Origin of the sequence: Conyzicola nivalis (assembly GCF_040548875.1) — a bacterium.
GTDB classification, from domain to species: domain Bacteria; phylum Actinomycetota; class Actinomycetes; order Actinomycetales; family Microbacteriaceae; genus Conyzicola; species Conyzicola nivalis_A.
Window position 1 is genome coordinate 289857 of record NZ_JBEPSJ010000001.1, and the last position, 24600, is coordinate 314456.

Below are 24600 nucleotides of genomic sequence, written 5' to 3' on the forward strand. Positions count from 1 at the left end.
AAGCCGTAGTCCTCCGCCGAAAAGCCACAATCCGCGCGAGAAAGCCATAGCCCGCGCCAGAAATGTCACGGCAACAATCGCCTGTCAGGATCGAAGCATGAAGCGTTCCGTCTCCGCACACCTCGAACTCGACATCTCCGGGCGAACCGACATGGTCTTCTCGCTCGCGGTGAGCGCCAATTCGCTGTTCAACCGCGAGAACCTGTCGATCACGCTGAACGGCGAGCCGCAGCATCCGACGGAGCTCGTCGACCGCCACGGCACCCGGCTGCACCGCCTGATCGGCGAGGCGGGGCTCATGGTCGTCGACTACAGCGCCGAGGTCGCCGGCCGCTCGCTGCCGGCGCCGGTCGACGAGATCGACCTCGTCACCTACCTGCGGCCGAGCCGCTACTGCGAGTCCGACAGTCTGCTGCCGACCGCCCGCAGCGAGTTCGCGGGGCTCAGCGGCCACGCGCTGCTGACCGCGGTCACGCTCTGGGTCTGGGAGAAGCTGAGCTACGTGCCGGGATCCAGCCTGGTGACGGATGGCGCGGCGAGAACCCTCATGGCCCGCCGCGGGGTGTGCCGCGACTACGCCCACCTCGTGATCGCGTTACTGCGCGCCCTCGACGTTCCCGCCCGCATGGCGGCCGTCTACGCTCCGGGGCTCAGCCCGATGGACTTCCACGCCGTCGCCGAGGCGCACATCGACGGGCAGTGGTGGGTCGTCGACGCCACCCGCCTCGCCCCGCGCCAGAGCCTGCTGCGCATCTCGACCGGGCGCGACGCGGCAGACATCGCGTTCCTCACCAACCACTGGGCGAACCTCACGCTCACCCGGCTGGAGGTGCTCGCGGTCGCCGACGTGCTGCCGGTCGACGACGGCCAGCAGCTGCTGCAGCTCGGCTGATCCGGCGCGGCTCGAGCCGGCCGTCCGGGCGCTACTCGAGCCGGCCGTCCGGGCGCTACTCGAGCCGGCCGGCCGGGCGCTACTGGCCGAGTCCGGCGATGGCGGCCACGACGACCGGCTGCGCGTCGCCCGGCTCGAAGAACGAGGCAGACGCGGCAGAGATCCAGTACGGGCCGGCGAACGCCTGCGCCTGTCCGACGCCCTGGGCCAGCTCGAAGTAGCCCTCGACCTTCGTCGGGTCGCCGTAGGTGGGCACCGAGTTGCTCGACGTGACGAACGCATTCTTCAACTCGGTGAGCCTGTCGGCCGGGAGGTTCGCCACGGCGACCTCGACGATCTCGCCGCTCGTCTGGTTGATCCAGGCGCAGGCGAGCCCGTCGACTCCGACGATGTCGGCGGCCTCGGTGCCCGCGGCGGGCTTGTAGCTCTCGCTCAGGCCGAAGTTGGGGTTGTAGTCGTACATCGCCTGCGGGCTGATGAGCGTGTTGCAGTCGATCGTCACCGGGGTGCCGACCGGGGCGGCGGTGGCGCTGGCCGTGGGCTCGGGCGTCTGGCTCGGCGCGGACGTCGGCGTCGTAGTCGCATCGGGCGTCGCGGCGGTCTCAGGAGCGCAGGCCGTGACGGCTGCGGCGACCACTCCGGCAAGGGCGAGGGCGGTGATGACGCGCGAGGCGGATGCAGACATGGGAACATTCTCACCCACGCACACCGGCTTCTCGCACCACCCCGCGCGATCGCGCGGGCCGCGCGCGAGGATAAGCTTGGAAATCGTGAATCCCGCTGACCTCTCCGCCTCCCTGCTCACCATCGTCAACTCCGTGGTGGCCGGCCGCGGAGGCCAGCCGGTCGGCATCGCCGACGTCGCGCTCGAGCGCCCGAAGAACCGCGACCACGGCGACTGGGCGTCGAACATCGCGATGAAGATCGCCAAGGCGCTGGGAGCCAACCCACGAGAGCTCGCCACCGAGATCGCCACCGCCCTCGAGAGTGTCGACGGCGTGGCATCCGTCGACGTCGCCGGCCCCGGGTTCATCAACATCACCCTGGATGCCGCGGCCGCCGGCGCCCTCGCGAAGACCATCGTCGACACCGTTGACAGCTACGGGCACAACGACTCGCTCGCGGGCCAGACCATCAACCTCGAGTTCGTCTCTGCCAACCCCACCGGCCCGCTGCACATCGGGCACACCCGCTGGGCGGCGCTCGGCGACTCGCTCTCCCGCGTGCTCAAGGCCAGCGGAGCGACCCTCGTCAGCGAGTTCTACATCAACGACGCCGGCAACCAGATGGACAACTTCGGCGCCTCGATTCTCGCCGCAGCGAAGGGCCTGCCGACGCCGGAGAACGGCTACCCAGGCGAGTACATCACCGAGCTGTCGACCCGCGTGCTCGAGCTCGTGCCGACACTGCTCGAGATGCCCGACGACGAGGCGCTCGCCAACGCCCGCGAGACCGGCTACCAGCTGCAGCTCACCGAGATCAAGGAGTCGCTCGCCCGCTTCAACGTGCACTTCGACGTGTGGTTCAGCGAACGCGAGCTGCACGCCCTCGACCCCGCCACGGGCGTCAGCGGCATCGACTCGGCGATCGAGCGCCTGCGCGCGCAGGGCCACGTCTACGACGCCGACGACGCCGTCTGGGTGAAGACGACCGACTTCGGTGACGACAAAGACCGCGTCATCCGCCGCGGAAACGGCATCTTCACCTACTTCGCCGCCGACGCCGCCTACTACCTGAGCAAGGGCGACCGCGGCTACGCACACAAGATCTACCTGCTCGGCGCCGACCACCACGGCTACGTGCACCGCCTCAAGGCCCTCGCCGGCTCGGCCGGAGACGACCCCGAGAAGGACATCGAGGTGCTCATCGGCCAGCTCGTGAGCATCAACGGCGCCAAGCTGTCGAAGCGCGCGGGCAACATCATCGAGCTCAACGACCTGCAGTCCTGGCTCGGCACCGACGCGCTGCGCTACTCGCTCGGCCGCTACCCGGCCGACTCGCCTCTCACGCTCGACCCCGAGATCCTGCAGAAGCGCACCAACGACAACCCCGTCTTCTACGTGCAGTACGCCCACGCGCGCACCCACTCCGTGGCGCGCAACGCCGCCGACTCCGGGGTCACCCGCGACGCCTTCGACGCCGCACTGCTCACGCACGAGACCGAGAGCATCCTGCTCGGCACCCTCGCCGAGTTCCCGCGCATCGTGCGCCAGGCCGCCGAGCTGCGCGAGCCGCACCGCGTCGCCCGCTACGCCGAGGAACTCGCCGGCGCCTACCACCGCTGGTACGACAACTGCCGCGTCACCCCCATGGGCGACGAGGAGGTCACCGACGTGCATCGCACCCGGCTGTGGCTGAACGACGCTACCGGTATTGTTCTGCGCAACGCCCTCGCCCTGCTCGGGGTGAGCGCCCCGGAACGGATGTAGATGACCACCGCCGACACCCTGCCGCTCGCCCCGCTGCCCGAGACGCCGAAGAAGCGCCGCCGCTACATCGGCTGGGCGATCGCGGCGGGTGTGCTCGTCGTCGTGGTGGTGATCGGCGCGTTCGTGGCCGAGAGCGTGGCGCGCGGCATCGCCACCGACCGGATCCACGACGAGCTCGTCACCGGGCTCGCGCTCGAGGCCGACCACCCCATGAACATCGATCTCGGCGGCGGGTCGCTCATCGTGCAGGGCCTCGCGGGCACCGTCGACTCGGTGCACATCGCCATCGACGACGTGCCGCTCGGTGACATCGTCGGCGACATCGCGCTCACGGCGACCGGCATCCCGATCGACATGGACAAGCCGGTCGCCACCGTCGACGCCACAGTCACCGTCGACGCCGCGAACGTCGAGAAGCTCGCCGGATCCGTCGAGGGCGTCGCTCTCGACTCGGTCACCCTCGGCGACGGAGTGATCGAGGTCGCCGCCACCCTCGAGGCGCTCGTCTTCTCGATCCCGGTGTCGGCCACGGTGGCCCCGTCGGCGGCCGACGGCCAGCTCGTGCTCGCGCCGCAGTCGATCACCATCAACGGCACCTCGACGGGCGTCGACGAACTGCGCGACGGACCGCTCGGATCTCTCGCGGGCGGCCTCTTCGGGCAGCAGTCGATCTGCATCGCCCAGTACCTTCCCGCGATCCTCACGCTCGAGGGGGTCGACGTCACGGAGACCGCCGTGGTTCTCGACTTCTCCGGCGACGGCGCGGTGCTCGGAGCCGACGATCTCGCGGCCAAGGGGACCTGCCACTGACCCTCGCCGAAATATTGCTCAGGTGAACTGGGCGGAGGTTAGGCTGTGTCTGTGGGCAGCGAATCAGGAATCCAGTGGACCTCGATCGACGCGCCCAAGACCATCCCGCCGCGTTTCCGCTGGATCGGCTGGCTCGTCATCCTCGGCATCTTCGGTGCGCTCGTCACCTTCGCCCTGATCGAGGGCGACAAGATCGTGCGTGACGTCGCCGGGGGAGTCGTTCGTTCGGGCGTCGTCGCCGCGCTCGACCTGCCAGACACGCAGAAGGTCGACGTCGACCTCGGCGGCGGGCTGCTCGTGTTCCAGGCGATCACCGGCAAACTCGACTCGGTCGACGTGACCGTGCCCGACGTCGCCTTCGGAGAGGCGGTCGGCACGCTCGCGCTCACCGTCACCGAGGTGCCCCTCGACCCTGGCAAGCCCGTGGGCACCCTCACCGCCGACGTGCTCATCGACGAGGCCAACCTCGCCAAGTACGCCGCGTACCTCAGCGGGGTGCCGCTCACCAGCGTGGTGCTCGCCGACCAGTTCGCCACCGTCGGAGCCGACCTCGCCGGGGTGCCCGTCACCGTCTCGCTCGCACCGAGCGTCGCCACGGGCGCGGTCGTCTTCACGCCGGCCGCGGTGACCGCGGGCGGAGTCGCCGCCAGCGTCGAGGAGATCGCCGCCGGCCCGCTGGCGCCGCTGGCCGCGCCCATGCTCGCCTCACGACCGCTGTGCGTCGCGCAGTACCTGCCGAAGGCGCTCACCGTGACCGGCGCCGCAGTCACCGGCAAGAACCTCGTCATAACCGCGACCGGCGCCGACGTCGGACTCGCCTCGCTCGGCACCAAGGGCACGTGCGAACCGCCCGTCGCCTAGCCCGATAAGATAAGACCGGCTTCAGGGACCAAGCCGGGTTCGCTCGCCTCACTCAACAATAAATTCCGTGAGGTATATCCGTGTCTTCTCCCAACCCGCTCGCCCCCTCGTGGCTTGAGCTCCCCGCCGACGCCAACGCCCTCCCCGCATCTGTGTGGTCGCACAACGCAGAACGCTCGACCGACGGCGAACTCCTGATCGCCGGCGTCGGCGCCGAGAACCTCGCCGCCGAATTCGGCACACCGCTCTACGTCGTCGACGAGGCCGACGTGCGCGACCGTGCCCGCGGCATCCGCGACTCCTTCGACCGTGAGTTCGCGCGGGTCGGAACCACCGTGAAGGTCTACTACGCGGGCAAGGCGTTCCTCTCCACCCAGGTCGCAGCGTGGATGATCGACGACGGGCTCAACATCGACGTCTGCAGCGGCGGCGAGCTCGCCGTCGCCCTCGCCGGGGGAGCGCCCGCCGCGCGCCTCGGTCTCCACGGAAACAACAAGAGCCTCGGCGAGATCGACCGCGCCGTGAGCGTCGGTCTCGGAGCGATCGTGCTCGACAGCCTCATCGAGATCGAGAGAGTGGCGGATGCCGCGGCTCGCCATTCCCGCGTGCAGGGTGTGCGCCTCCGCGTCAACAGCGGCGTGCACGCGAGCACCCACGAGTACCTGGCCACCGCCCGCGAAGACCAGAAGTTCGGCATCCCGCTCGCCGACGTGCCCGCGACCGTCGCGCTGATCCGAGCGCGGCCCGAGCTCGAGTTCCTCGGCCTGCACTCGCACATCGGCTCGCAGATCTTCGAGAGCGACGGCTTCGCCGAGGCGGCCAGGCGGCTGTTCGCGGTGCACGTCGAGCTGCTCGCCGATGGCCCGGTGCCCGAGCTCAACCTCGGCGGCGGCTTCGGCATCGCCTACACCAGCGCCGACGTCGCGCTGCCGATCGACGTGCTCGCGGCGAACCTCGCCGACGCCGTCGCCGGGCTCGCGGCGGAGTTCGGCGTCGACGTGCCGGTCATCGCGATCGAGCCGGGGCGCTCGATCATCGGACCTTCGACGACGACTCTCTACACGGTGGGCACGATCAAAGATGTGCTCGTCAGCACGGTCCCTGAGCCTGTCGAAAGGCCTGAGTCCGTCGAAGGGCCTGAGTCCGTCGAACGGCCGGGCGCTTCGACAAGCTCAGCGACCGGGGCCGTGCGCAAGTACGTCTCCGTCGACGGGGGCATGAGCGACAACATCCGCCCCGCCCTGTACGCCGCCGACTACTCGGCCCGCATCGCCAACCGCTCGTCCGACGCCGACGCGGCCCTCGTGCGCGTCGCGGGCAAGCACTGCGAGAGCGGCGACATCGTCGTTCACGCCGACTACCTCCCCGGCGACGTCGCGCCCGGCGACCTCCTCGCCGTGCCGGCGACCGGCGCCTACGGCTGGGCCATGGCGAGCAACTACAACTATCTCGGCCGTGCCCCCGTCGTCGCAGTGCGCGACGGCGTGGCGCGCATCATCGTCCGCGGCGAGACCGAGGCGGATCTACTCAGCAGGGATGCTGGATTGGAAAACAACGCATGATCGAGTACCGCAACCTCCGAGTCGCCCTCTTGGGCGGCGGCAGCGTCGGCGCCCAGGTCGCCGCGCTGCTGCTCGAGCACGGCGAAGAGCTCGCCAACCGCTCGGGCGCGGGCCTCGAGCTCGTCGGGGTCGCCGTGCGCGACATCGACGCAGAGCGCACCCCGGCCATCCCCAAGCACCTGCTCACGACCGACGCGGAGAGCCTCATCCTCGGCGCCGACATCGTCGTCGAGCTCATGGGCGGCCTCGAGCCGGCGCGCAGCTACATCCTGCAGGCCATCAACTCCGGCGCCGACGTCATCACCGCCAACAAGGCGCTGCTCGCCACCCACGGCCCGGAGCTGTTCGAGGCGGCCGAGCAGGTGGGCGCCCAGCTCTACTACGAGGCGGCCGTCGGCGGCGCGATCCCGATCATCCGCCCGCTGCGTGACAGCCTCGCCGGCGACCGGGTCACGCGCATCCTCGGCATCGTCAACGGAACGACCAACTTCATCCTCGACCGCATGGACGTGAACGGCGACACGCTCGACGACGCGCTCGCCATCGCGACCGAGCTCGGTTACGCGGAGGCCGACCCCACGGCCGACATCGGCGGCTACGACGCGGCGCAGAAGGCCGCGATCCTCGCGAGCCTCGCCTTCCACACCACCGTGCCGCTCGAGTCGGTGCACCGCGAGGGCATCACCGAGGTCACCGCCGAGCAGGTCGACGCCGCCCGCAAGGCCGGCTACGTCGTGAAGCTGCTCGCCATCTGCGAGCGCATCGCCATCACGGGCGACGACGGCGTGGAGACGGGGGAGTACGGCGTCTCCGCGCGAGTGCATCCCGCGCTCATCCCCGTGGCGCATCCGCTCGCCGCGGTCCACGGTGCGAACAACGCCGTCTTCGTTCAGGCAGAGGCCGCGGGCAGCCTGATGTTCTACGGCGCGGGCGCCGGCGGCATCGAGACCGCGTCGGCCGTGCTCGGCGACCTCGTCTCCGCCGCCCGCCGCCACGTCATCGGCGGCCCCGGCATTGCCGAGTCGACCCACGCCACCATCGCGGTACTGCCCATGTCGAGCGTGCGCACCCGGTACCAGATCACCCTCACCGTGGTCGACCAGCCCGGCGTGCTCGCCACGATCGCGAGCCTGTTCAGCGACCACGGCGTCTCGGTCGAGGCCGTGTCACAATCCGTAAGCGACGGTAAGAGCGACTCTCTTCCCACCGCTACCCTTGTAATCGTCACCCACGAGGCAACCGAGTCGTCACTCGCAACAACAGTCGCGTCACTCGCAAGCAACGACGTCGTGAGTGCCGTGGTTTCCGTACTGAGAGTAGAGGGACTGTAAGTGCCAAACAGCAAGGTGATCAGCCGCCAGTGGCGTGGAGTGCTCAACGAGTACCGCGACCGCCTCGACATCACGGATGCCACGCCCGTCGTCACCCTCGGAGAGGGAGGCACCCCGCTGCTGCCCGCTCCCGCGCTCTCAGCCCGCACCGGCGCGACCGTCTGGGTCAAGTACGAGGGCATGAACCCGACCGGCTCCTTCAAGGACCGCGGCATGACCATGGCCATCTCGAAGGCGATCGAGCACGGCGCCAAGGCCGTCATCTGCGCCTCCACCGGCAACACGTCCGCCTCGGCCGCCGCCTACGCCACCCACGCCGGCATCAAGGCCGTCGTGCTCGTGCCGGAGGGCAAGATCGCGCTCGGCAAGCTCAGCCAGGCCATCGCGCACAACGCCGAGCTGCTGCAGGTTCAGGGCAACTTCGACGACTGCCTCGACATCGCCCGCGACCTGTCGGCCAACTACCCGGTGCACCTCGTCAACTCGGTGAACCCCGACCGCATCAACGGCCAGAAGACCGCGGCCTACGAGGTCGTCGAGGTGCTCGAAGACGCGCCCGACATCCACATCCTCCCCGTCGGCAACGCCGGCAACTACACCGCGTACTCGCGCGGCTACGCAGAAGAGCTCGAGCGCGGCGCCACCACGAAGCTCCCGCGCATGTTCGGCTTCCAGGCCTCAGGGTCCGCGCCCATCGTCGTCGGCCACGTCGTCAAGCACCCCGAGACGATCGCCAGCGCGATCCGCATCGGCAACCCCGCATCGTGGGACCTCGCCATCGCGGCGCGCGAGGCCACCGACGGCTACTTCGGCGCCATCGACGACGACAAGATCCTCGAGGCGTACCGCATCCTCGCCGGCGAGGTCGGCATCTTCGTCGAGCCCGCCTCGGCGATCAGCGTCGCCGGGCTGCTGGAGCGGGCCGACGCCGGCCAGATCCCCAAGGGCTCAACGGTCGTCCTGACCGTCACCGGCCACGGCCTCAAAGACCCGCAGTGGGCGCTCAAGACCGCCACGGGCGACGAGATCACCCCCACGATCGTGCCCGTCGACACGACGGCCATCGCCGAAGTGCTCGGACTGAGCAAGGCATGACGCTGCAGCCCGCGCCCGACCTGACCGGTCGCTCGGTCACGGTGAAGGTGCCCGCGACGACGGCGAACCTCGGCCCAGGCTTCGACACGCTCGGCCTCGCCCTGTCGCTTTACGACGAGCTGCACGTCTCGGTTCGCGACGAGCCGGGCGTCTACGTCGACGTGCACGGCGTCGGCGCAGGAGAGGTGCCGACCGACGCGTCGAACCTCGTCGTCACCGCCATCGCGCACACGTTCAACTCGTACGGCTTCGAGCTGCCGAACCTGAACCTCGAGGCGCACAACGTCATTCCGCACGGTCGCGGGCTCGGTTCATCCGGCGCAGCCATCGTCTCCGGCATCATGGCCGCCAAGGGCCTGCTCGAAGGCGTCGTCGACATCGACTCCGTCGGCCTGCTGCGTCTCGCCACCGAGATGGAGGGGCACCCCGACAACGTCGCGCCCGCCCTCTTCGGCGGCCTGACCATCGCCTGGGTCACCCCCGACGGTCCGCAGCACAAGAAGCTCATCGTGCACCGCGGCGTATCGCCGCTCGTGTGCGTGCCCGAGACGACCATGTCGACGGCGCTGGCCCGCAGCCTGCAGCCCTCGTCTGTGCCCCACGAAGACGCCATCTTCAACGTGTCCCGCTCCGCGCTGCTCATCGCCGCGCTCATCCAGAGCCCGGAGCTGCTGCTCGCGGCCACGGAGGACAAGCTGCACCAGAGCTACCGCGCGAGCGCCATGCCCGAGACCGACAGCCTCATCCAGGTGCTGCGCAAGAACGGTCTCGCCGCCGTCGTCTCCGGCGCGGGACCCTCGCTCCTCGTCCTGTGCAGCGACCCCGCACAGCGCCTCGTCGCCGCCCAGCTGGTGGCCGACAACGCCGCGACACCCTGGCAGTCTCTTATGCTGGCCGTCGACTTCAAAGGTGCTACTGTTATTTCGCACCCGGTAGAAGCAGTGGCCTAGCCACCGCTCGTTTCCCCACTGGCGTCCACCACTGGATCCGCACTGGAGAAGCAACGGAACTTCGCCTGTTCTGGTACCGCCCGGTGTGCACTTTCACCCACACTCGCATCGCCCAAGTAGATTCCTGTGCACCCGCACAGACACGGGGCGATCGATCACCCCTCCGCCGCGTATCTGAATTCTCGGCCGGGGAAAGGAACCCCCCTAGTGACTGATGTCAATGTTCGCGCATCGAGCGCGAATTCCAGCTCGAACCTGAGCGCCCTCCGTCTTCCCGAGCTCCAGGCACTCGCTGCCGAGCTGGGACTGAGCGGCGCATCCAAACTTCGTAAGGGAGAACTCGTGAACGCCATCAACGAGATCCAGAGCACGTCGACGACGGATGCGGCCGACGCCGCCCCCGCCGAGGCAGCCCCCGTCGCGACCGAGACCGAGACCGCGGTCGCCGAGCCCGCGGTCGCTGAGCCTGTCGAAGCGCCCGCCGTCGCAGCGCCCGCCGCCGTCGCGCCCGCCGCCACCGCCCCGGTAGCCAAGAAGCGCGTCTCCCGTCGCGCCACGACGGCCGACGCCGAGGCCATCGCCGCAGCGGCAGCAGCCGCCGCCGAGGCCGTCACCGAGTCCGCCACCGCGGCCGCCGACAGCATCGTCGACGCCCCGCGCTCCGCGACCTCGCACGTGAACCAGGCCGAGTCCGGCCTGGCGGCCGACGAGGAAGCTCCCGTCGAGCGTCCCCTCTACTCCCGCGAGCCGCAGCAGAAGGCGCAGGTGCCCGAGGGCCGCGGATCCCAGTCGCGCGAACCGCGCCAGCGTCGCCAGGGCGGCCGCGCCAAGGCCGAGGCCGCCGCACCCACCGACGCCGAGAAGGCCGAGGCGCTCAACTCGATCGAGCTGCCCGTCGCCGAGTCTCCCGCGAACAACAACCAGGGCGCCGACGCCCAGCAGTCCGACGAGCAGAACGGCGAACCCCGCGAGGGCGGCTCGTCGCGCAGCCGCAACCGCAACCGCCGTGACCGCCAGGCCGGTCGCGAGCAGGCCGGACGCGAGCAGGGCGACCGCCAGCAAGGCGACCGCCAGCAGAACGACCGCCAGCAGGGCGAGCGCCAGCAGGGCGAGCAGGACGAGCAGAACGACCAGCAGTCCGGCCGTCAGCAGGGCGACCGCCAGCCCCGCCAGCAGAACGAGCGCCAGCAGGGTGACCGCCAGCAGAACGAGCGCCAGCAGGGTGACCGCCAGCAGGGCGGCGACCAGCCGCGCGCCGGCCGTGGTGGCAACGAGCAGCGCGGCGACGGTCCCGACCGCAACGCGCCTCTCGACGACGATTCCGAGCGCGGCGGCCGCAACCGCTACCGCGACCGCAAGCGTGGCCGCGGCCCCGTCGGAGACGACTTCGAGCCCGAGATCACCGAAGACGACGTGCTCATCCCCGTCGCCGGAATCCTCGACGTGCTCGACAACTACGCCTTCGTCCGCACCTCGGGCTACCTGCCCGGAAACAACGACGTCTACGTCTCACTCGGCCAGGTCAAGAAGTACAACCTGCGCAAGGGTGACGCCGTCGTCGGCTCCATCCGCCAGCCGCGCGAGGGCGACCAGGGCCAGGGACGCCAGAAGTACAACGCGATCGTCAAGATCGACTCGATCAACGGCCTCTCCATCGAGGAAGCCGCGAACCGCGTCGAGTTCGGCAAGCTGACCCCGCTGTACCCGAAGGAGCGCCTGCGCCTCGAGTCGGAGTCGGCCAAGCTGTCGACCCGCATCATCGACCTCGTCGCCCCGATCGGCAAGGGCCAGCGCGGCCTCATCGTCTCGCCGCCCAAGGCCGGCAAGACCCTCGTGCTGCAGGCCATCGCGAACGCCATCGCCAAGAACAACCCCGAGGTCCACCTCATGGTCGTTCTCGTCGACGAGCGCCCCGAAGAAGTCACCGACATGCAGCGCACCGTCAAGGGCGAGGTCATCGCCTCGACCTTCGACCGCCCCGCAGAAGACCACACCACGGTCGCCGAGCTCGCCATCGAGCGCGCCAAGCGTCTCGTCGAGCTCGGCCACGACGTCGTCGTGCTGCTCGACTCGATCACCCGCCTGGGCCGTGCCTACAACCTGACCGCCCCGGCGTCGGGACGCATCCTCTCCGGCGGAGTCGACTCGGCCGCCCTGTACCCGCCGAAGCGTTTCTTCGGTGCGGCACGCAACATCGAAGAGGGCGGCTCGCTCACCATCATCGCCACCGCTCTCGTCGAGACCGGCAGCAAGATGGACGAGGTCATCTTCGAGGAGTTCAAGGGCACCGGCAACATGGAGCTCCGCCTCTCGCGCCAGCTGGCCGACAAGCGCATCTTCCCCGCCGTCGACATCAACGCCTCCGGCACGCGCCGCGAGGAGATGCTGCTCGGCGCCGACGAGGTCAAGGTCACCTGGAAGCTGCGTCGCGCCCTCGCGGGACTCGACCAGCAGCAGGCGCTCGAGATCGTCCTCGGCAAGCTTCGCGAGACGCAGTCGAACGTCGAGTTCCTCATGCAGATCCAGAAGTCGCTGCCGGGCGCCGCGAGCTCCAAGGACGACTAGACCGTGTTCGAGTCAGTGCAGAGTCTGCTGGCCGAGCACGAGTCGCTTCAGGAACAGCTGGCTGATCCGGAACTGCACTCGAATCCGGCCAGGAGCAAGAAGGTCAACCGGCGCTACGCCGAGCTCAGCCGCATCGTGGCCGCGTATCACGAGTGGCGTCAGCTGACCGACGACCTCGAGGCCGCGACCGAGATGGCCGCGGAAGACGAGTCGTTCGCGGCCGAGATTCCCGGCATGACCGAGACCCTCGCCGAGGCTGAGGAGACGCTGCGGCGTCTCCTCATCCCGCGCGACCCCAACGACGGCCGCGACATCATCATGGAGATCAAGATGGGGGAGGGCGGCGCCGAGTCGGCGCTGTTCGCCGCCGATCTGCTGCGCATGTACCTGCACTACGCGGAGTCGAAGAAGTGGAAGACGGAGATCATCACGTCGACCCAGAGCGATCTGGGCGGCTACAAAGACGTGCAGCTCGCCATCAAGGGGTCGTCCACCGACCCCGCAGAGGGCGTGTGGGCGCACCTGAAGTACGAGGGCGGTGTGCACCGCGTCCAGCGTGTGCCGGCGACCGAGTCGCAGGGGCGCATCCACACCTCGGCGGCCGGCGTGCTCGTCTTCCCCGAGGTCGACGAGCCCGAAGAGGTCGAGATCAACCAGAACGACCTCAAGATCGACGTCTACCGCTCGAGCGGCCCCGGCGGCCAGTCGGTCAACACGACCGACTCCGCCGTGCGCATCACCCACCTTCCCACCGGGATCGTGGTCGCGATGCAGAACGAGAAGTCGCAGCTGCAGAACCGTGAGGCCGGAATGCGCGTCCTGCGCGCCCGCATCCTCGCGCGCTACCAGGAGGAGGCCGACGCCGAGGCGTCGGTGTTCCGCAAGAGCCAGATCCGCACCATGGATCGCTCGGAGCGCATCCGCACCTACAACTTCCCCGAGAACCGCATCGCCGACCACCGCACCGGCTACAAGGCCTACAACCTCGACGCCGTGATGAACGGCGCCCTCGAGCCCGTCATCCAGTCGTGCATCGCCTCCGACGAGGAAGCGCAGCTCGCCGACATCGGTTCCGAAGGCTAAGTGACTCTTCCGCAGCCCAGCACTGTGAGCGGCGCCCTCGAGGGCGCCGTTTCGCAGCTGACCCTCGCGGGAGTGCCGAACGCCCGGGTCGACGCGGAGCTGCTCGTCGGCCACGTGCTCGGCCTCACTCGCGGCGCGGTGCAGTCGAAGGCGATAACGGATGCCTCGCTCGATGCGGCCCACGCCGCGACCATCGCGGAGCTCGTCGACCGTCGGGCCGCCCGCGAGCCCCTGCAGCACATCACCGGGCGCGCCCCGTTCCGCTCGCTCGAGCTCGCCGTTGGCCCCGGCGTCTTCGTGCCCCGCCCTGAGACCGAGCAAGTGGTGCAGTTCGCGATCGACGCACTGCGCGCGGTGGCGGTCCCTGAGCCCACACCGGCCCCTGAGCTTGTCGAAGGGCCGCCCGCCGGCCCCATCGCCGTCGACCTCGGCACCGGCAGCGGCGCGATCGCGCTGGCCATGGCCACCGAGGTCCCTCACGCACGTGTCTACGGCGTCGAGGTGTCTCCGCTCGCCTTCGTCTGGACCAAGCAGAACTTCCGCGAGAGCGGCGCCACCAACGCGACCCCGATCTTCACCGATCTCGCGATCGCGCTCCCCGAGCTGAACGGCACCGTCTCGGTCGTGATCTCGAACCCGCCGTACATCCCGCGGGCCGCGATCCCACGCGACCCCGAGGTGCGACTGTTCGACCCCGAGATCGCCCTCTACGGCGGAGACGACGGCCTCGACGTCGTGCACCAGGTCTCTGCCACCGGCCTGCGCCTGCTGCACAGCGGTGGCACCCTCGTTATGGAGCATGGCGAACTGCAGGCGGCCGAGATCGCGGAGCTGCTCCGCGCCGACGGCTGGCTCGCCGTTGCATCCCACCCCGACCTTCTCGGACGCGACCGCGCCACCACCGCGCTGCGCCCATAGCGGCCTGCCGAGACCGCCTCGAGTGGCCGAAACCAGCTCGCGGGGGACTCGGCGGCGCCGCGAGTTGTCGCTAACGGGCCTCCATCGTGCCGAAACAGGCCCGCTTGTGACAACTGGATCGTTTCACCATCGGGCGCGCAACTCGCGCGCAACTCTCGCGCAACCCTCGCGTCACCCCGCGCAGCCCTCGCGCTAACCCCGCCCCGCGGCGAACTCCTCGATCGCGGCGTGCATGGCCGCAGCGGTCGTGTACAGGTGCGCGGTGATTCCCACGCTGGCGGCCCCCTCGACGTTCTCGGGCATGTCGTCGGCGAAGAACGCGTGCTCGGCCTCGACACCGTAGGCGTCGAGCACCCGTTCGAACACCACCGGGTCTGGCTTGCGCGCGCCGTAGACGCTCGACGTGTGCAGGTGCTCGCCGAACAGCTCGACCAGCTCCGGGGCGAGCACGGGGAGGTGCTCGGCAGTGAGCGCCCCGTTGTTCGTCAGCAGGGTCACCCGCCCGAGCTCGCCCGCCCGCGCCACGGCCGCGAGCGCTTCGGGCCGCGGGGTCATCGCCTCGCCACGCACTCGCACCCACTCGTCCTCGTCGACCGCGCAGCCGAGCGCCGCCTCGAGCGCGGCGAGGTACTCGCGTCCCGTGGCGTAGCCTCCCGCCTCCGCGGCGAGCTCGCCCTCCGGCGTCCACCATCGGCGCCGCAGCTCGTGCAGAGAGTGCCCGGTCATCCGGGTCATACCGGCCATCCTGGCGGGCCAGTCGTAGTCGTAGAGCACGTCGTCCATGTCGAAGATGAAGAGGAGGGTCATGGCTTGCGCTCCGAGAAGGTGCTTATCGCGTCATCCAGAAGCTCTGGAGCGGTGGAGTGGTGGGCGTGGATACGCGCCGGCTCCGGCAGGCGCTTGCGAAAGTCGTACACGTACAGCGTCGTGTCGAAGTCGAACAGGTAGAGATCCACGTTGCCTCCACGCTACCCCCGCATTCATCTTTCCCCACGCGGCGCCCGGTATCATGAACGAGACATGGCCTCTATTTACAATTGCTCAGTTGAGACGGAGCTGCTCACCGGCATGCGCCTCGCTCGGCAGGCCATCGGCAAGGGTGAGCTGATCGTGCTCCCCACCGACACCGTCTACGGGGTCGCCGCCGACGCGTTCTCGCCCGCAGCGGTGACCCGGCTGCTCGCGGCCAAGGGCCGTGGCCGCCAGTCGCCTCCTCCGGTGCTGATCCCCGGGATACCCACGCTCGACGCCCTCGCCGAGACCGTGCCCGACGAGGTTCGTGCACTGGTCGCCGCCTTCTGGCCCGGCGGTCTCACCGTCATCCTGCCCGCGAGGTCGTCGCTCAACTGGGACCTCGGCGAGACGGCGGGCACCGTCGCGCTGCGCATGCCGTCGAACCGCGTCGCCCTGGAGATCCTCTCCGAGACGGGCCCGTTGGCCGTGTCCAGCGCCAATCTCACCGGCGAGCCGGCCGCGATGACCATCGAAGAGGCCGAGCGGATGCTGGGCGATTCGGTGTCCGTCTATCTCGACGATGGCGAGGCAGGCGCCGACTACCCGCACGCCGCGGCCGCGACCGGGTCGACGATCGTCGACGCCACCGGTCTGCTGCTGCCCGACGGCAAGCTGCGCATCGTGCGCAGCGGCGTGATCTCCGACGACGCCATCCGCGAGATCGTGGGCGAACGATGCGCATAGTCTTCTACGTGCTCGTCACGGGCGTCTCGGCGCTCGTCACCTTCGGGCTCGCGTTCCTCATCCTCAAGCTCAGCCACCGCTACCGGCTCTATCCGAAGGTGCGCGAGCGCGACGTACACACCCGCCCCACCCCGCGGCTCGGCGGCATCGCCATGTTCATCGGCATGATCGTGGCGTTCGTCGTCGCCTCCGGGCTGCCGAGCATGAGCCTGATCTTCTCGGAGCCGCTCAAGGTGTGGGGTCTGTTCGCCGCTGCCCTCATCATCGTGCTCATCGGAGTCGCCGACGACATCTGGGACCTCGACTGGATGACGAAGCTGGCCGGCCAGATCATCGCCGGAGGCGTGCTCGCCTGGTCGGGGATCCAGATCTACACGCTCCCGATCTTCGGGGGAGTGACGATCCTGTCGCCCGCGGCCTCGCTCGCACTAACGGTGTTCGCGGTCGTGCTGGTGATGAACGCCATCAACTTCATCGACGGCCTCGACGGACTCGTCGCCGGAGTGGCTCTCATCGCCAACGGCGTGTTCTTCATCTACAGCTACATCCTCGCCGTGAACACGGGCCAGAGCGAGTACTTCAACCTCGCCTCGCTCATCACGGCCGTGCTCATCGGCGCCTGCCTGGGCTTCCTGCCGCTGAACTTCTACCCGGCCAAGCTGTTCATGGGCGACGCCGGGGCGCTGCTGGTGGGCCTGCTGATGGCCGCATCCGCGATCTCGGTGACCGGCAACGCCGACCCCGAGAGCTGGGGCGGCCGGCAGCTGCTCCCGGCATTCATCCCGATCCTGCTCCCCGCCGCGGTACTCCTGCTCCCGTTGCTCGACTTCGCGCTCGCGGTCGTCCGCCGCCTGCTCGCGGGCAAGTCGCCCTTCGCGGCCGACCGCAAGCACCTTCACCACCGCCTGATGGACATGGGGCACACGCACCTGCAGTCCGTGCTCGTGTTCTACAGCTGGACCACCGTGGTCGCCGTCGGCTGCCTGTCGTTCATGTTCGTGCCCTGGTACTGGGCGACCACGATCATCGCCGTGGGTTTCGTGGTGTGCACGGCCGTCACGCTCGGTCCGCTGCGTCGTCGCACCCCGCTCCTCCGTGAGCCGGCGCCTGCGGCCGTGCCCTCCACAGACGCCGTCTCCGCCCTCGAAGCGGCTCCCGCCCCCGAAGCGACCCCCGCTTCAGAAACGAAAGGGCACCCGCTGTGAATAGCGCAATGCCGGTACTCAAGAACACGATCCTCTACGGGGGCATCCTCGCGGTCGTCATCGCGGTTGTGGGGTCGGTCATCGGCTACCTCGTCGACGGCAGCGTTGGTCTCGTCAGCGCGCTCGTGGGGGCTGCCATGGCCTTCGTGTTCCTCGGCGTCACGGCGGCCAGCATCCTGCTGGGAAACAAGATCGCCCACTCCGACTTCCTGAGCCCCCTGTTCTTCATCACGGTGCTCGGCGGCTGGCTGCTGAAGTTCGCCGTGTTCCTGGTGCTGCTGTTCCTGCTCAAGGACCAGCCGTGGGTGAACAACGTCGTGCTGCTGCTCACTGTCATCGTGGGTGTCATCGGCAGTCTCGTCGTCGACATGGTCGTGATCGCGCGTTCCCGCCAGCCCTACGTCGACGTGGCTCTGCCCGGCGACCGCCCCTCGACCGAGGGTGGCGTGGAGCGTAGTACGCCTTAGTAATAGGGAACACCCTCGGATTCGTTCTGACCGAGTTCTATTGATAGGGTTTCCTAAGTACAAACCCCCCACTTTTCCATCGCCGCGTTTACGCGTCTACGATTCTGGAGTTAGCGCTGTTGCACCTCGCTTTGACCCCGCTACTTCCCTTCGCCGCTGACGACGAGCACGGTGGAGGAGGTTTCCACGCCCCTTCGATCGCCGAATTCTTCCCCGACGCGATCTTCTTCGAAGGCACTAACTTCGAGATCAACCGCATCGTCCTGATCCGCTTCCTCGCGGTCATCGCGATCGTCCTGATCTTCTGGCTCGGTACCCGTCGCATGCGTCTCATCCCCGGCCGCTTCCAGGGCGCCGTCGAGATGGGCCTCGACCTGGTCCGCGTCAACATCGCAGAAGACCTCCTCGGCAAGAAGGACGGAGCCCGCTTCCTGCCGATCCTCACCACGATCTTCTTCATGGTCATCGTGATGAATATCACCGGAATCATCCCGCTGCTGAATATCGCGGGCACCTCGGTGATCGGTGTGCCTCTCGTGCTCGCGGTCGTCTCGTACGTCACGTTCATCTACGCGGGCGTCAAGAAGCACCCGGGAGCGTTCTTCAAGAACGCGCTGTTCCCGCCGGGAGTGCCGAAGGGCCTGTACCTGATCGTGACCCCGATCGAGTTCGTCTCGACCTTCATCCTGCGTCCCATCACCCTGACGCTGCGACTCCTGATGAACATGGTCGTCGGCCACCTCCTCCTGGTGCTGTTCTTCGCAGCGACCCACTTCTTCTTCTTCAGCGCCGGCGGGCTCTTCCCGCTGTTCGGTGTCGGCACCCTGGCCTTCGGAGTCGTCTTCACGTTCTTCGAGATCCTCGTCGCCGTGCTGCAGGCCTACGTCTTCACCCTCCTGACCGCCGTCTACCTCCAGCTCGCGCTGGCAGACGAGCACTAGGCACCAACTCACCAGACCAACGCACTACCGGTTCGGGCACACGCTCGGACTGACATCACGGAAGGAACCCACAACGTGGACGCAACATCCATCGTCGCTGCGCTCAGCGGAAACATCGCCACCATCGGTTACGGCCTCGCGGCCATCGGCCCGGCAATCGGTGTAGGTATCGTCGTCGGCAAGACCATCGAGTCTGTCGCCCGCCAGCCTGAGCTCCAGGGTCGCCTCACGGTCCTCATGTACATCGGTATCGCATTCACCGAGGCGCTCGCCTTCATCGGTATCGCCACGTACTTCATCTTCACCACCGGCCAGTAAGGACTCGGATGCTTAACGCACTCGTACTCGCGGCGGGAGAAGGTGAGACCGCCACGAAGAACCCGTTGATCCCTGAGATCTACGACATCGTCTGGTCGCTGGTCCCGTTCGCGATCATCCTCTTCCTGTTCTGGAAGATCGTTCTTCCGGCGATGCGCAAGACGCTGGATGCGCGTGCCGAGCTCATCGAGGGCGGCATCAAGAAGGCTGAGAACGCGCAGGCGGAAGCCGACGCAGCCCTCGAGGAGTACAAGAAGCAGCTCGCTGAGGCCCGCGCCGAAGCAGCTCGCATCCGTGAGCAGGCCCGTCTCGACGGAACCGCGATCATCAACGAGCTCAAGGAGCAGGCGACCGTCGAGGCCGCCCGCGTCACCGCGAGCGCCAAGGCCCAGATCGAAGCGGAGCGCCAGAGCGCGATCATCTCGCTGCGGTCCGAGGTCGGCACGCTCGCGATCGACCTCGCATCCGGTGTCATCGGTGAGAGCCTGAGCGACGACAAGAAGGCTTCGGCCGTCGTCGACCGGTTCCTCGCCGAGTTGGAAGCGTCTGAGAAGGCCAAGGCAGGCAAGTAATGGGTTCGGCATCGAGAGAAGCACTCTCCGTATCGCGTGCGGCACTCGCCGCGCTCGGTGGCAAGGCGACACTGGCGACGGGCGAACAACTGCTCGCCGCCGGTCGTGTGCTCGGCACGTCCTTCCAGTTGCGTGCGGCTCTCGCCGACCCGTCCGGTGACCCGAGCGACAAGCTCTCGGTCATCAACGCGGTCTTCGCGTCGGTCGAACAGCCCGCCCGCGAGCTGCTCGGCGTCATCGCGACCAACGCCTGGTCGACCGAAGACGAGTTCCTCGCCGGAATCGAGGAGATCGGCATCCGTGCCCTCGCCGAGTCCGCGTCGAGCGAGAACATCGAGGCCGAGCTCTTCGCGTTCGGGGCCGCCGTCGGCTCCGACGCGCAGCTCGAGCTCGCCGTCGGCAGCAAGCTGGGTTCCGACGAGTCGAAGGCGGCGCTCATCGAGCGCCTCCTCGGTTCGAAGGCCAGCAAGCAGACCGTCGCGATCGTCTCACACCTCGTGCAGCAGCCTCGCGGCCGCCGCATCGCAGAGCTGCTGAGATTCGCCACCACCGTCGTCGCAGACGAGGCCGGCCTCGCGGTCGCCACCGTCACGACCGCCTCGGCGATCTCGCCGGCGCAGCTCACCCGCCTCGTCTCGGCTCTGTCCGTCAGCTACGGCCGCGGATTGCGCATCAACCACGTGATCGACCCGACGCTCGTCGGCGGGGTTCGCGTCCAGCTGGGTGACGAGATCATCGACGGCAGCGTCGCATCCCGTCTCAACGAACTCAGGCTCCAGCTCGCCTAGCGGCGGCTGCACAGACTTTCCACCAGAAGAGGAAAAAGAAGATGGCAGAACTAACAATCAGCCCGGATGAGATCCGCGACGCGCTGAAAGACTTCGTCAAGGCCTACGAGCCGAGCACGTCGTCCAAGACGGAGGTCGGCTACGTCGTCGACGCCGCCGACGGCATCGCCCACGTCGAGGGTCTCCCCGGCGTCATGGCCAACGAGCTCATCAAGTTCTCCAACGGCGTCCTGGGCCTCGCCCAGAACCTCGACGAGAACGAGATCGGCGTCGTTGTGCTCGGCGAGTTCCAGGAGATCGTAGAAGGCATGGAGGTGACCCGCACTGGCGAGGTCCTCTCCGTACCCGTCGGCGACGCCTACCTGGGTCGCGTCGTCGACCCCCTCGGTTCGCCCATCGACGGCCTCGGCGAGATCGCGGCCGAGGGACGCCGCGCACTCGAGCTCCAGGCTCCCGGCGTTATGCAGCGCAAGAGCGTGCACGAGCCCATGCAGACCGGAATCAAGGCAATCGACGCCATGATCCCGATCGGCCGCGGCCAGCGCCAGCTCATCATCGGCGACCGCCAGACCGGTAAGACGGCCATCGCGATCGACACGATCATCAACCAGAAGGCCAACTGGGAGTCGGGCGACACCAACAAGCAGGTTCGCTGCATCTACGTCGCCATCGGCCAGAAGGGCTCCACGATCGCCGCCGTCAAGGGCGCGCTCGAGGACGCCGGAGCAATGGAGTACACGACGATCGTCGCCGCTCCCGCCTCCGACCCGGCCGGCTTCAAATACCTCGCCCCCTACACCGGCTCGGCCATCGGCCAGCACTGGATGTACTCGGGCAAGCACGTCCTGATCATCTTCGACGACCTGTCGAAGCAGGCAGAGGCCTACCGCGCCGTATCTCTCCTCCTGCGCCGCCCGCCGGGACGCGAGGCGTACCCGGGTGACGTCTTCTACCTGCACTCGCGTCTGCTCGAGCGTTGCGCCAAGCTGTCCGACGAGCTGGGTGCCGGCTCGATGACCGGTCTCCCGATCATCGAGACCAAGGCGAACGACGTCTCGGCCTACATCCCCACCAACGTGATCTCGATCACCGACGGCCAGATCTTCCTGCAGTCCGACCTCTTCAACGCCAACCAGCGTCCCGCGGTCGACGTGGGAATCTCGGTCTCGCGAGTCGGTGGCGACGCCCAGGTGAAGTCGATCAAGAAGGTATCGGGAACGCTCAAGCTCGAGCTCGCCCAGTACCGTTCGCTCGAGGCGTTCGCGATGTTCGCGTCCGACCTCGACCCGACCAGCCGCCGCCAGCTCGCCCGTGGCGCCCGTCTCACCGAGCTCCTGCGCCAGCCGCAGTACTCGCCGTACCCCGTCGAGGACCAGGTCGTCTCGATCTGGGCCGGAACGAACGGCAAGCTCGACGAGGTTCCCCTCGAAGACGTGCTGCGCTTCGAGCGCGAGCTGCTCGACTACCTCGGTCGCAACACCGAGGTGCTCACCAAGCTGCGCGACACGAACGTCCTGAGCGACGACATCGTCACCGCTCTCGAAACAGGCGTCGACAAGTTCAAGCTCGAGTTCCAGACGGGCGAGGGCAAGCCGCTCCTCTCCGCCGGCAGCGAGCAGTTCGAAGAACTCGCCGCCGACGACGTCAACCAGGAAAAGATCGTCAAGCAGAAGCGCTAGTCGCCTCTCCTTCACGCATCGATTACTGAAACCAAAGGAAGAAAGACATGGGAGCGCAACTTCGGGTCTACCGGCAGAAGATCAAGTCTGCCAAGACGACCAAGAAGATCACTCGGGCCATGGAGCTCATCTCCGCGTCGCGCATTCAGAAAGCGCAACAGCGGGTTGCAGCATCCGGACCCTACTCGCGCGCTGTGACGCGCGCCGTGTCGGCTGTCGCCACGTTCTCCAACGTCGACCACATCCTCACGACCGAGCCGGAGAAGATCGAACGCGCAGCGATCGTCATCTTCTCCTCCGATCGCGGCCTCGCCGGCGCGTTCAGCTCGAATGTCCTGAAGGAAGCCGGCGAACTCGCAGCCCTGCTCACGAGCCAGGGCCGCGAGGTCGTCTACTACCTCGTCGGACGCAAGGCGATCGCGAACTTCGCGTTCCGCAAGCGCCAGTCGGAGCAGGTGTGGACGGGGTCGACCGAGAAGCCCGAGTTCGAGACCGCGCAGTCGATCGGCGAGGCCCTCGTGGCCAAGTTCGTTCAGCCCGCGAGCGAGGGCGGAGTGGACGAGATCCACATCGTCTACAACCGTTTCGTGAGCGTCGTCACGCAGGTTCCCGAGGTCGTGCGTCTGCTTCCTCTCGAGGTTGTGGAGGGTGTCGAAAGCCCCGAGCCGACCGACGTGCTCCCGCTCTACGAGTTCGAGCCTGAGGTGGGAGGCGTTCTCGACGCTCTTCTGCCGGTGTACATCGAAAGCCGGATCTTCAACGCGATGCTGCAGTCCGCTGCATCCGAGCACGCTGCCCGCCAGCGTGCGATGAAGTCGGCAAGCGACAACGCCGACAAGCTCATCGAGAACTACACGCGACTGTCGAACAACGCTCGCCAGTCCGAGATCACCCAGCAGATTTCCGAGATCGTTGGCGGCGCAGACGCCCTCAGCTCGGCGAAATAGAACCACAGGAGAATAGGGAAGCCATGACTACCTCAGCCCCCGCCGCCACGCCGGATGTGGCCACGCCCACCGGCGTCGGCCGCATCGCCCGCGTAACCGGCCCCGTCGTCGACATCGAGTTTCCTCACGACTCGATCCCCGGCATCTACAACGCCCTCAAGACCACGCTCACCATCGGTGACGTGACCAGCGAGATCACCCTCGAGGTAGCACAGCACCTCGGAGACGACCTCGTCCGCGCCATCGCGCTCAACCCGACCGACGGACTCGTCCGCGGCCAGGAAGTGCGCGACTCCGGCGAGCCGATCACGGTTCCCGTGGGCGACGTCACCAAGGGCAAGGTCTTCAACGTCATCGGCGACATCCTCAACAACGAGGGTGGCGAGGCGATCGAGATCACCGAGCGCTGGCCCATCCACCGCAAGCCCCCGGCATTCGACCAGCTCGAGTCGAAGACCGAGCTGTTCGAGACCGGCATCAAGGTCATCGACCTTCTCACGCCCTACGTTCTCGGCGGAAAGATCGGCCTCTTCGGCGGAGCCGGCGTCGGAAAGACCGTTCTCATCCAGGAGATGATCCAGCGCGTCGCGCAGGACCACGGCGGAGTGTCCGTGTTCGCCGGTGTCGGCGAGCGCACCCGTGAGGGCAACGACCTCATCGCCGAGATGGAAGAGGCCGGCGTCTTCGACAAGACCGCGTTGGTCTTCGGCCAGATGGACGAGCCGCCGGGAACGCGTCTTCGCGTCGCCCTGTCGGCGCTGACGATGGCGGAGTACTTCCGCGACGTGAAGAACCAGGACGTCCTGCTCTTCATCGACAACATCTTCCGCTTCACGCAGGCCGGTTCCGAGGTGTCGACCCTTCTGGGACGCATGCCTTCCGCCGTGGGCTACCAGCCGAACCTCGCCGACGAGATGGGTGTGCTCCAGGAGCGCATCACCTCGACGCGTGGTCGCTCGATCACCTCGCTGCAGGCGATCTACGTGCCCGCCGACGACTACACCGACCCCGCGCCGGCAACGACGTTCGCCCACCTGGACGCGACCACCGAGCTCAGCCGCGAGATCGCGTCGAAGGGCCTGTACCCGGCCGTCGACCCGCTCACCTCCACGAGCCGCATCCTCGACCCCCGCTACCTGGGCGCCGACCACTACCGCGTCGCAACCGCGGTGAAGGCGATTCTTCAGAAGAACAAGGAGCTCCAGGAGATCATCGCGATCCTCGGTGTCGACGAGCTCTCTGAAGAAGACAAGATCACAGTGTCGCGTGCACGCCGCATCCAGCAGTTCCTGTCGCAGAACACCTACATGGCGAAGAAGTTCACCGGTGTAGAGGGTTCGACGGTTCCGCTCAAGGACACGATCGAGTCGTTCGACGCGATCACCAAGGGCGAGTTCGACCACGTTGCCGAGCAGGCGTTCTTCAACGTCGGTGGAATCAACGACGTCGAAGAGCAGTGGGCGAAGATCCAGAAGGAGAACGGCTAACC

Annotated in this window: 24 protein-coding genes; 21 read left to right on the forward strand and 3 right to left on the reverse strand. The window is 67.9% G+C overall.

What is annotated here, in order from left to right; genetic code table 11:
* Positions 1-97: 97 nt before the first annotated feature.
* Entirely contained in the window at positions 98-892 is a 795-nt protein-coding gene (locus tag ABIE21_RS01470) for a transglutaminase-like domain-containing protein (protein WP_354023010.1), read from the forward strand.
* A 79-nt stretch (positions 893-971) separates the two neighbouring features.
* Here ABIE21_RS01470 and ABIE21_RS01475 read toward each other — a convergent pair whose 3' ends face one another.
* Positions 972-1577 carry an iron ABC transporter ATP-binding protein gene (locus ABIE21_RS01475; protein WP_354023011.1) on the reverse strand — a complete coding sequence of 202 codons (606 nt, stop codon included), beginning with the start codon at positions 1575-1577 and terminating at the stop codon, positions 972-974.
* 85 nt (positions 1578-1662) lie between these two features.
* Between ABIE21_RS01475 and argS the strand changes: the two genes are divergently transcribed.
* The 10 genes from argS to prmC all read left to right on the forward strand — a co-directional run bounded on the left by argS (position 1663) and on the right by prmC (position 14496).
* Positions 1663-3321: an arginine--tRNA ligase gene (gene argS / locus ABIE21_RS01480; RefSeq protein ID WP_354023012.1), complete on the forward strand. Its 1659-nt coding sequence runs from the start codon at positions 1663-1665 to the stop codon at positions 3319-3321.
* Entirely contained in the window at positions 3322-4131 is an 810-nt protein-coding gene (locus ABIE21_RS01485; protein ID WP_354023013.1) for an LmeA family phospholipid-binding protein, read from the forward strand.
* Between the two features lie 51 nt (positions 4132-4182).
* The gene (locus ABIE21_RS01490; RefSeq protein WP_354023014.1) at positions 4183-4992 is read left to right on the forward strand and encodes an LmeA family phospholipid-binding protein; all 810 of its coding nucleotides are present in this window, start codon (positions 4183-4185) and stop codon (positions 4990-4992) included.
* 74 nt (positions 4993-5066) lie between these two features.
* Positions 5067-6554, forward strand: coding sequence for a diaminopimelate decarboxylase family protein (locus tag ABIE21_RS01495; RefSeq protein ID WP_354024382.1), 1488 nt, complete (start codon positions 5067-5069; stop codon positions 6552-6554).
* On the forward strand, positions 6551-7885 hold the full coding sequence (locus ABIE21_RS01500) for a homoserine dehydrogenase (protein ID WP_354023015.1): 1335 nt from the start codon (positions 6551-6553) through the stop codon (positions 7883-7885). The genes ABIE21_RS01495 and ABIE21_RS01500 overlap by 4 nt, the downstream gene beginning before the upstream one ends.
* A gap of 18 nt (positions 7886-7903) precedes the next feature.
* Positions 7904-8980: a threonine synthase gene (gene thrC / locus ABIE21_RS01505; protein ID WP_354024383.1), complete on the forward strand. Its 1077-nt coding sequence runs from the start codon at positions 7904-7906 to the stop codon at positions 8978-8980.
* Positions 8977-9930: a homoserine kinase gene (thrB, locus tag ABIE21_RS01510; RefSeq protein WP_354023016.1), complete on the forward strand. Its 954-nt coding sequence runs from the start codon at positions 8977-8979 to the stop codon at positions 9928-9930. Before thrC ends, thrB begins: the two co-directional genes overlap by 4 nt.
* Before the next feature lie 207 nt (positions 9931-10137).
* Positions 10138-12495, forward strand: coding sequence for a transcription termination factor Rho (rho, locus tag ABIE21_RS01515; RefSeq protein WP_354023017.1), 2358 nt, complete (start codon positions 10138-10140; stop codon positions 12493-12495).
* A 3-nt stretch (positions 12496-12498) separates the two neighbouring features.
* Positions 12499-13578, forward strand: a complete 1080-nt coding sequence (gene prfA, locus ABIE21_RS01520) for a peptide chain release factor 1 (protein WP_354023018.1) — start codon at positions 12499-12501, stop codon at positions 13576-13578.
* Between the two features lie 24 nt (positions 13579-13602).
* The gene (gene prmC / locus ABIE21_RS01525; protein ID WP_354023019.1) at positions 13603-14496 is read left to right on the forward strand and encodes a peptide chain release factor N(5)-glutamine methyltransferase; all 894 of its coding nucleotides are present in this window, start codon (positions 13603-13605) and stop codon (positions 14494-14496) included.
* A 192-nt stretch (positions 14497-14688) separates the two neighbouring features.
* Here the strand turns inward: prmC and ABIE21_RS01530 are convergent, their stop codons facing one another.
* Complete coding sequence (locus ABIE21_RS01530; protein ID WP_354023020.1) at positions 14689-15303, reverse strand: HAD-IA family hydrolase; 615 nt, start codon at positions 15301-15303, stop codon at positions 14689-14691.
* Positions 15300-15452 (reverse strand): hypothetical protein, encoded by a 153-nt coding sequence (locus ABIE21_RS01535; RefSeq protein WP_354023021.1) that lies wholly within the window; start codon positions 15450-15452, stop codon positions 15300-15302. The genes ABIE21_RS01530 and ABIE21_RS01535 overlap by 4 nt, the downstream gene beginning before the upstream one ends.
* Positions 15453-15516: 64 nt before the next feature.
* Between ABIE21_RS01535 and ABIE21_RS01540 the strand changes: the two genes are divergently transcribed.
* The 10 genes from ABIE21_RS01540 (at position 15517) to atpD (ending at position 24598) form a co-directional block, all read left to right on the forward strand.
* A complete protein-coding gene (locus tag ABIE21_RS01540) occupies positions 15517-16194 on the forward strand; it encodes an L-threonylcarbamoyladenylate synthase (RefSeq protein ID WP_354023022.1) in 678 nt (225 codons plus the stop codon).
* Positions 16191-17399, forward strand: a complete 1209-nt coding sequence (locus ABIE21_RS01545) for an MraY family glycosyltransferase (RefSeq protein ID WP_436232314.1) — start codon at positions 16191-16193, stop codon at positions 17397-17399. Before ABIE21_RS01540 ends, ABIE21_RS01545 begins: the two co-directional genes overlap by 4 nt.
* Positions 17400-17407: 8 nt before the next feature.
* Positions 17408-17866, forward strand: a complete 459-nt coding sequence (locus ABIE21_RS01550) for a hypothetical protein (protein ID WP_354023024.1) — start codon at positions 17408-17410, stop codon at positions 17864-17866.
* 131 nt (positions 17867-17997) lie between these two features.
* Positions 17998-18807, forward strand: coding sequence for a F0F1 ATP synthase subunit A (gene atpB, locus ABIE21_RS01555; RefSeq protein WP_354023025.1), 810 nt, complete (start codon positions 17998-18000; stop codon positions 18805-18807).
* A gap of 75 nt (positions 18808-18882) precedes the next feature.
* Positions 18883-19125 (forward strand): ATP synthase F0 subunit C, encoded by a 243-nt coding sequence (atpE, locus tag ABIE21_RS01560; RefSeq protein ID WP_354023026.1) that lies wholly within the window; start codon positions 18883-18885, stop codon positions 19123-19125.
* 8 nt (positions 19126-19133) lie between these two features.
* A complete protein-coding gene (locus tag ABIE21_RS01565; protein WP_354023027.1) occupies positions 19134-19697 on the forward strand; it encodes a F0F1 ATP synthase subunit B in 564 nt (187 codons plus the stop codon).
* Positions 19697-20485: a F0F1 ATP synthase subunit delta gene (locus ABIE21_RS01570; protein WP_354023028.1), complete on the forward strand. Its 789-nt coding sequence runs from the start codon at positions 19697-19699 to the stop codon at positions 20483-20485. The genes ABIE21_RS01565 and ABIE21_RS01570 overlap by 1 nt, the downstream gene beginning before the upstream one ends.
* A gap of 41 nt (positions 20486-20526) precedes the next feature.
* The gene (gene atpA, locus ABIE21_RS01575) at positions 20527-22164 is read left to right on the forward strand and encodes a F0F1 ATP synthase subunit alpha (RefSeq protein ID WP_354023029.1); all 1638 of its coding nucleotides are present in this window, start codon (positions 20527-20529) and stop codon (positions 22162-22164) included.
* A gap of 47 nt (positions 22165-22211) precedes the next feature.
* Positions 22212-23111 carry a F0F1 ATP synthase subunit gamma gene (locus ABIE21_RS01580; RefSeq protein WP_354023030.1) on the forward strand — a complete coding sequence of 300 codons (900 nt, stop codon included), beginning with the start codon at positions 22212-22214 and terminating at the stop codon, positions 23109-23111.
* A gap of 23 nt (positions 23112-23134) precedes the next feature.
* Complete coding sequence (atpD, locus tag ABIE21_RS01585) at positions 23135-24598, forward strand: F0F1 ATP synthase subunit beta (RefSeq protein ID WP_354023031.1); 1464 nt, start codon at positions 23135-23137, stop codon at positions 24596-24598.
* Positions 24599-24600 lie beyond the last annotated feature (2 nt).

Bases quoted from the DNA above. Each gene is read 5' to 3' on its own strand.
- ABIE21_RS01580 (WP_354023030.1), top strand. From the start codon at position 22,212: ATGGGAGCGCAACTTCGGGTCTACCGGCAGAAGATCAAGTCTGCCAAG.
- ABIE21_RS01565 (WP_354023027.1), top strand. From the start codon at position 19,134: ATGCTTAACGCACTCGTACTCGCGGCGGGAGAAGGTGAGACCGCCACG.
- ABIE21_RS01485 (WP_354023013.1), top strand. From the start codon at position 3,322: ATGACCACCGCCGACACCCTGCCGCTCGCCCCGCTGCCCGAGACGCCG.
- atpA (WP_354023029.1), top strand. From the start codon at position 20,527: ATGGCAGAACTAACAATCAGCCCGGATGAGATCCGCGACGCGCTGAAA.
- atpD (WP_354023031.1), top strand. From the start codon at position 23,135: ATGACTACCTCAGCCCCCGCCGCCACGCCGGATGTGGCCACGCCCACC.
- ABIE21_RS01570 (WP_354023028.1), top strand. From the start codon at position 19,697: ATGGGTTCGGCATCGAGAGAAGCACTCTCCGTATCGCGTGCGGCACTC.
- ABIE21_RS01530 (WP_354023020.1), bottom strand. From the start codon at position 15,303: ATGACCCTCCTCTTCATCTTCGACATGGACGACGTGCTCTACGACTAC.
- ABIE21_RS01470 (WP_354023010.1), top strand. From the start codon at position 98: ATGAAGCGTTCCGTCTCCGCACACCTCGAACTCGACATCTCCGGGCGA.
- thrB (WP_354023016.1), top strand. From the start codon at position 8,977: ATGACGCTGCAGCCCGCGCCCGACCTGACCGGTCGCTCGGTCACGGTG.
- ABIE21_RS01475 (WP_354023011.1), bottom strand. From the start codon at position 1,577: ATGTCTGCATCCGCCTCGCGCGTCATCACCGCCCTCGCCCTTGCCGGA.
- ABIE21_RS01540 (WP_354023022.1), top strand. From the start codon at position 15,517: ATGGCCTCTATTTACAATTGCTCAGTTGAGACGGAGCTGCTCACCGGC.
- ABIE21_RS01550 (WP_354023024.1), top strand. From the start codon at position 17,408: ATGCCGGTACTCAAGAACACGATCCTCTACGGGGGCATCCTCGCGGTC.
- ABIE21_RS01500 (WP_354023015.1), top strand. From the start codon at position 6,551: ATGATCGAGTACCGCAACCTCCGAGTCGCCCTCTTGGGCGGCGGCAGC.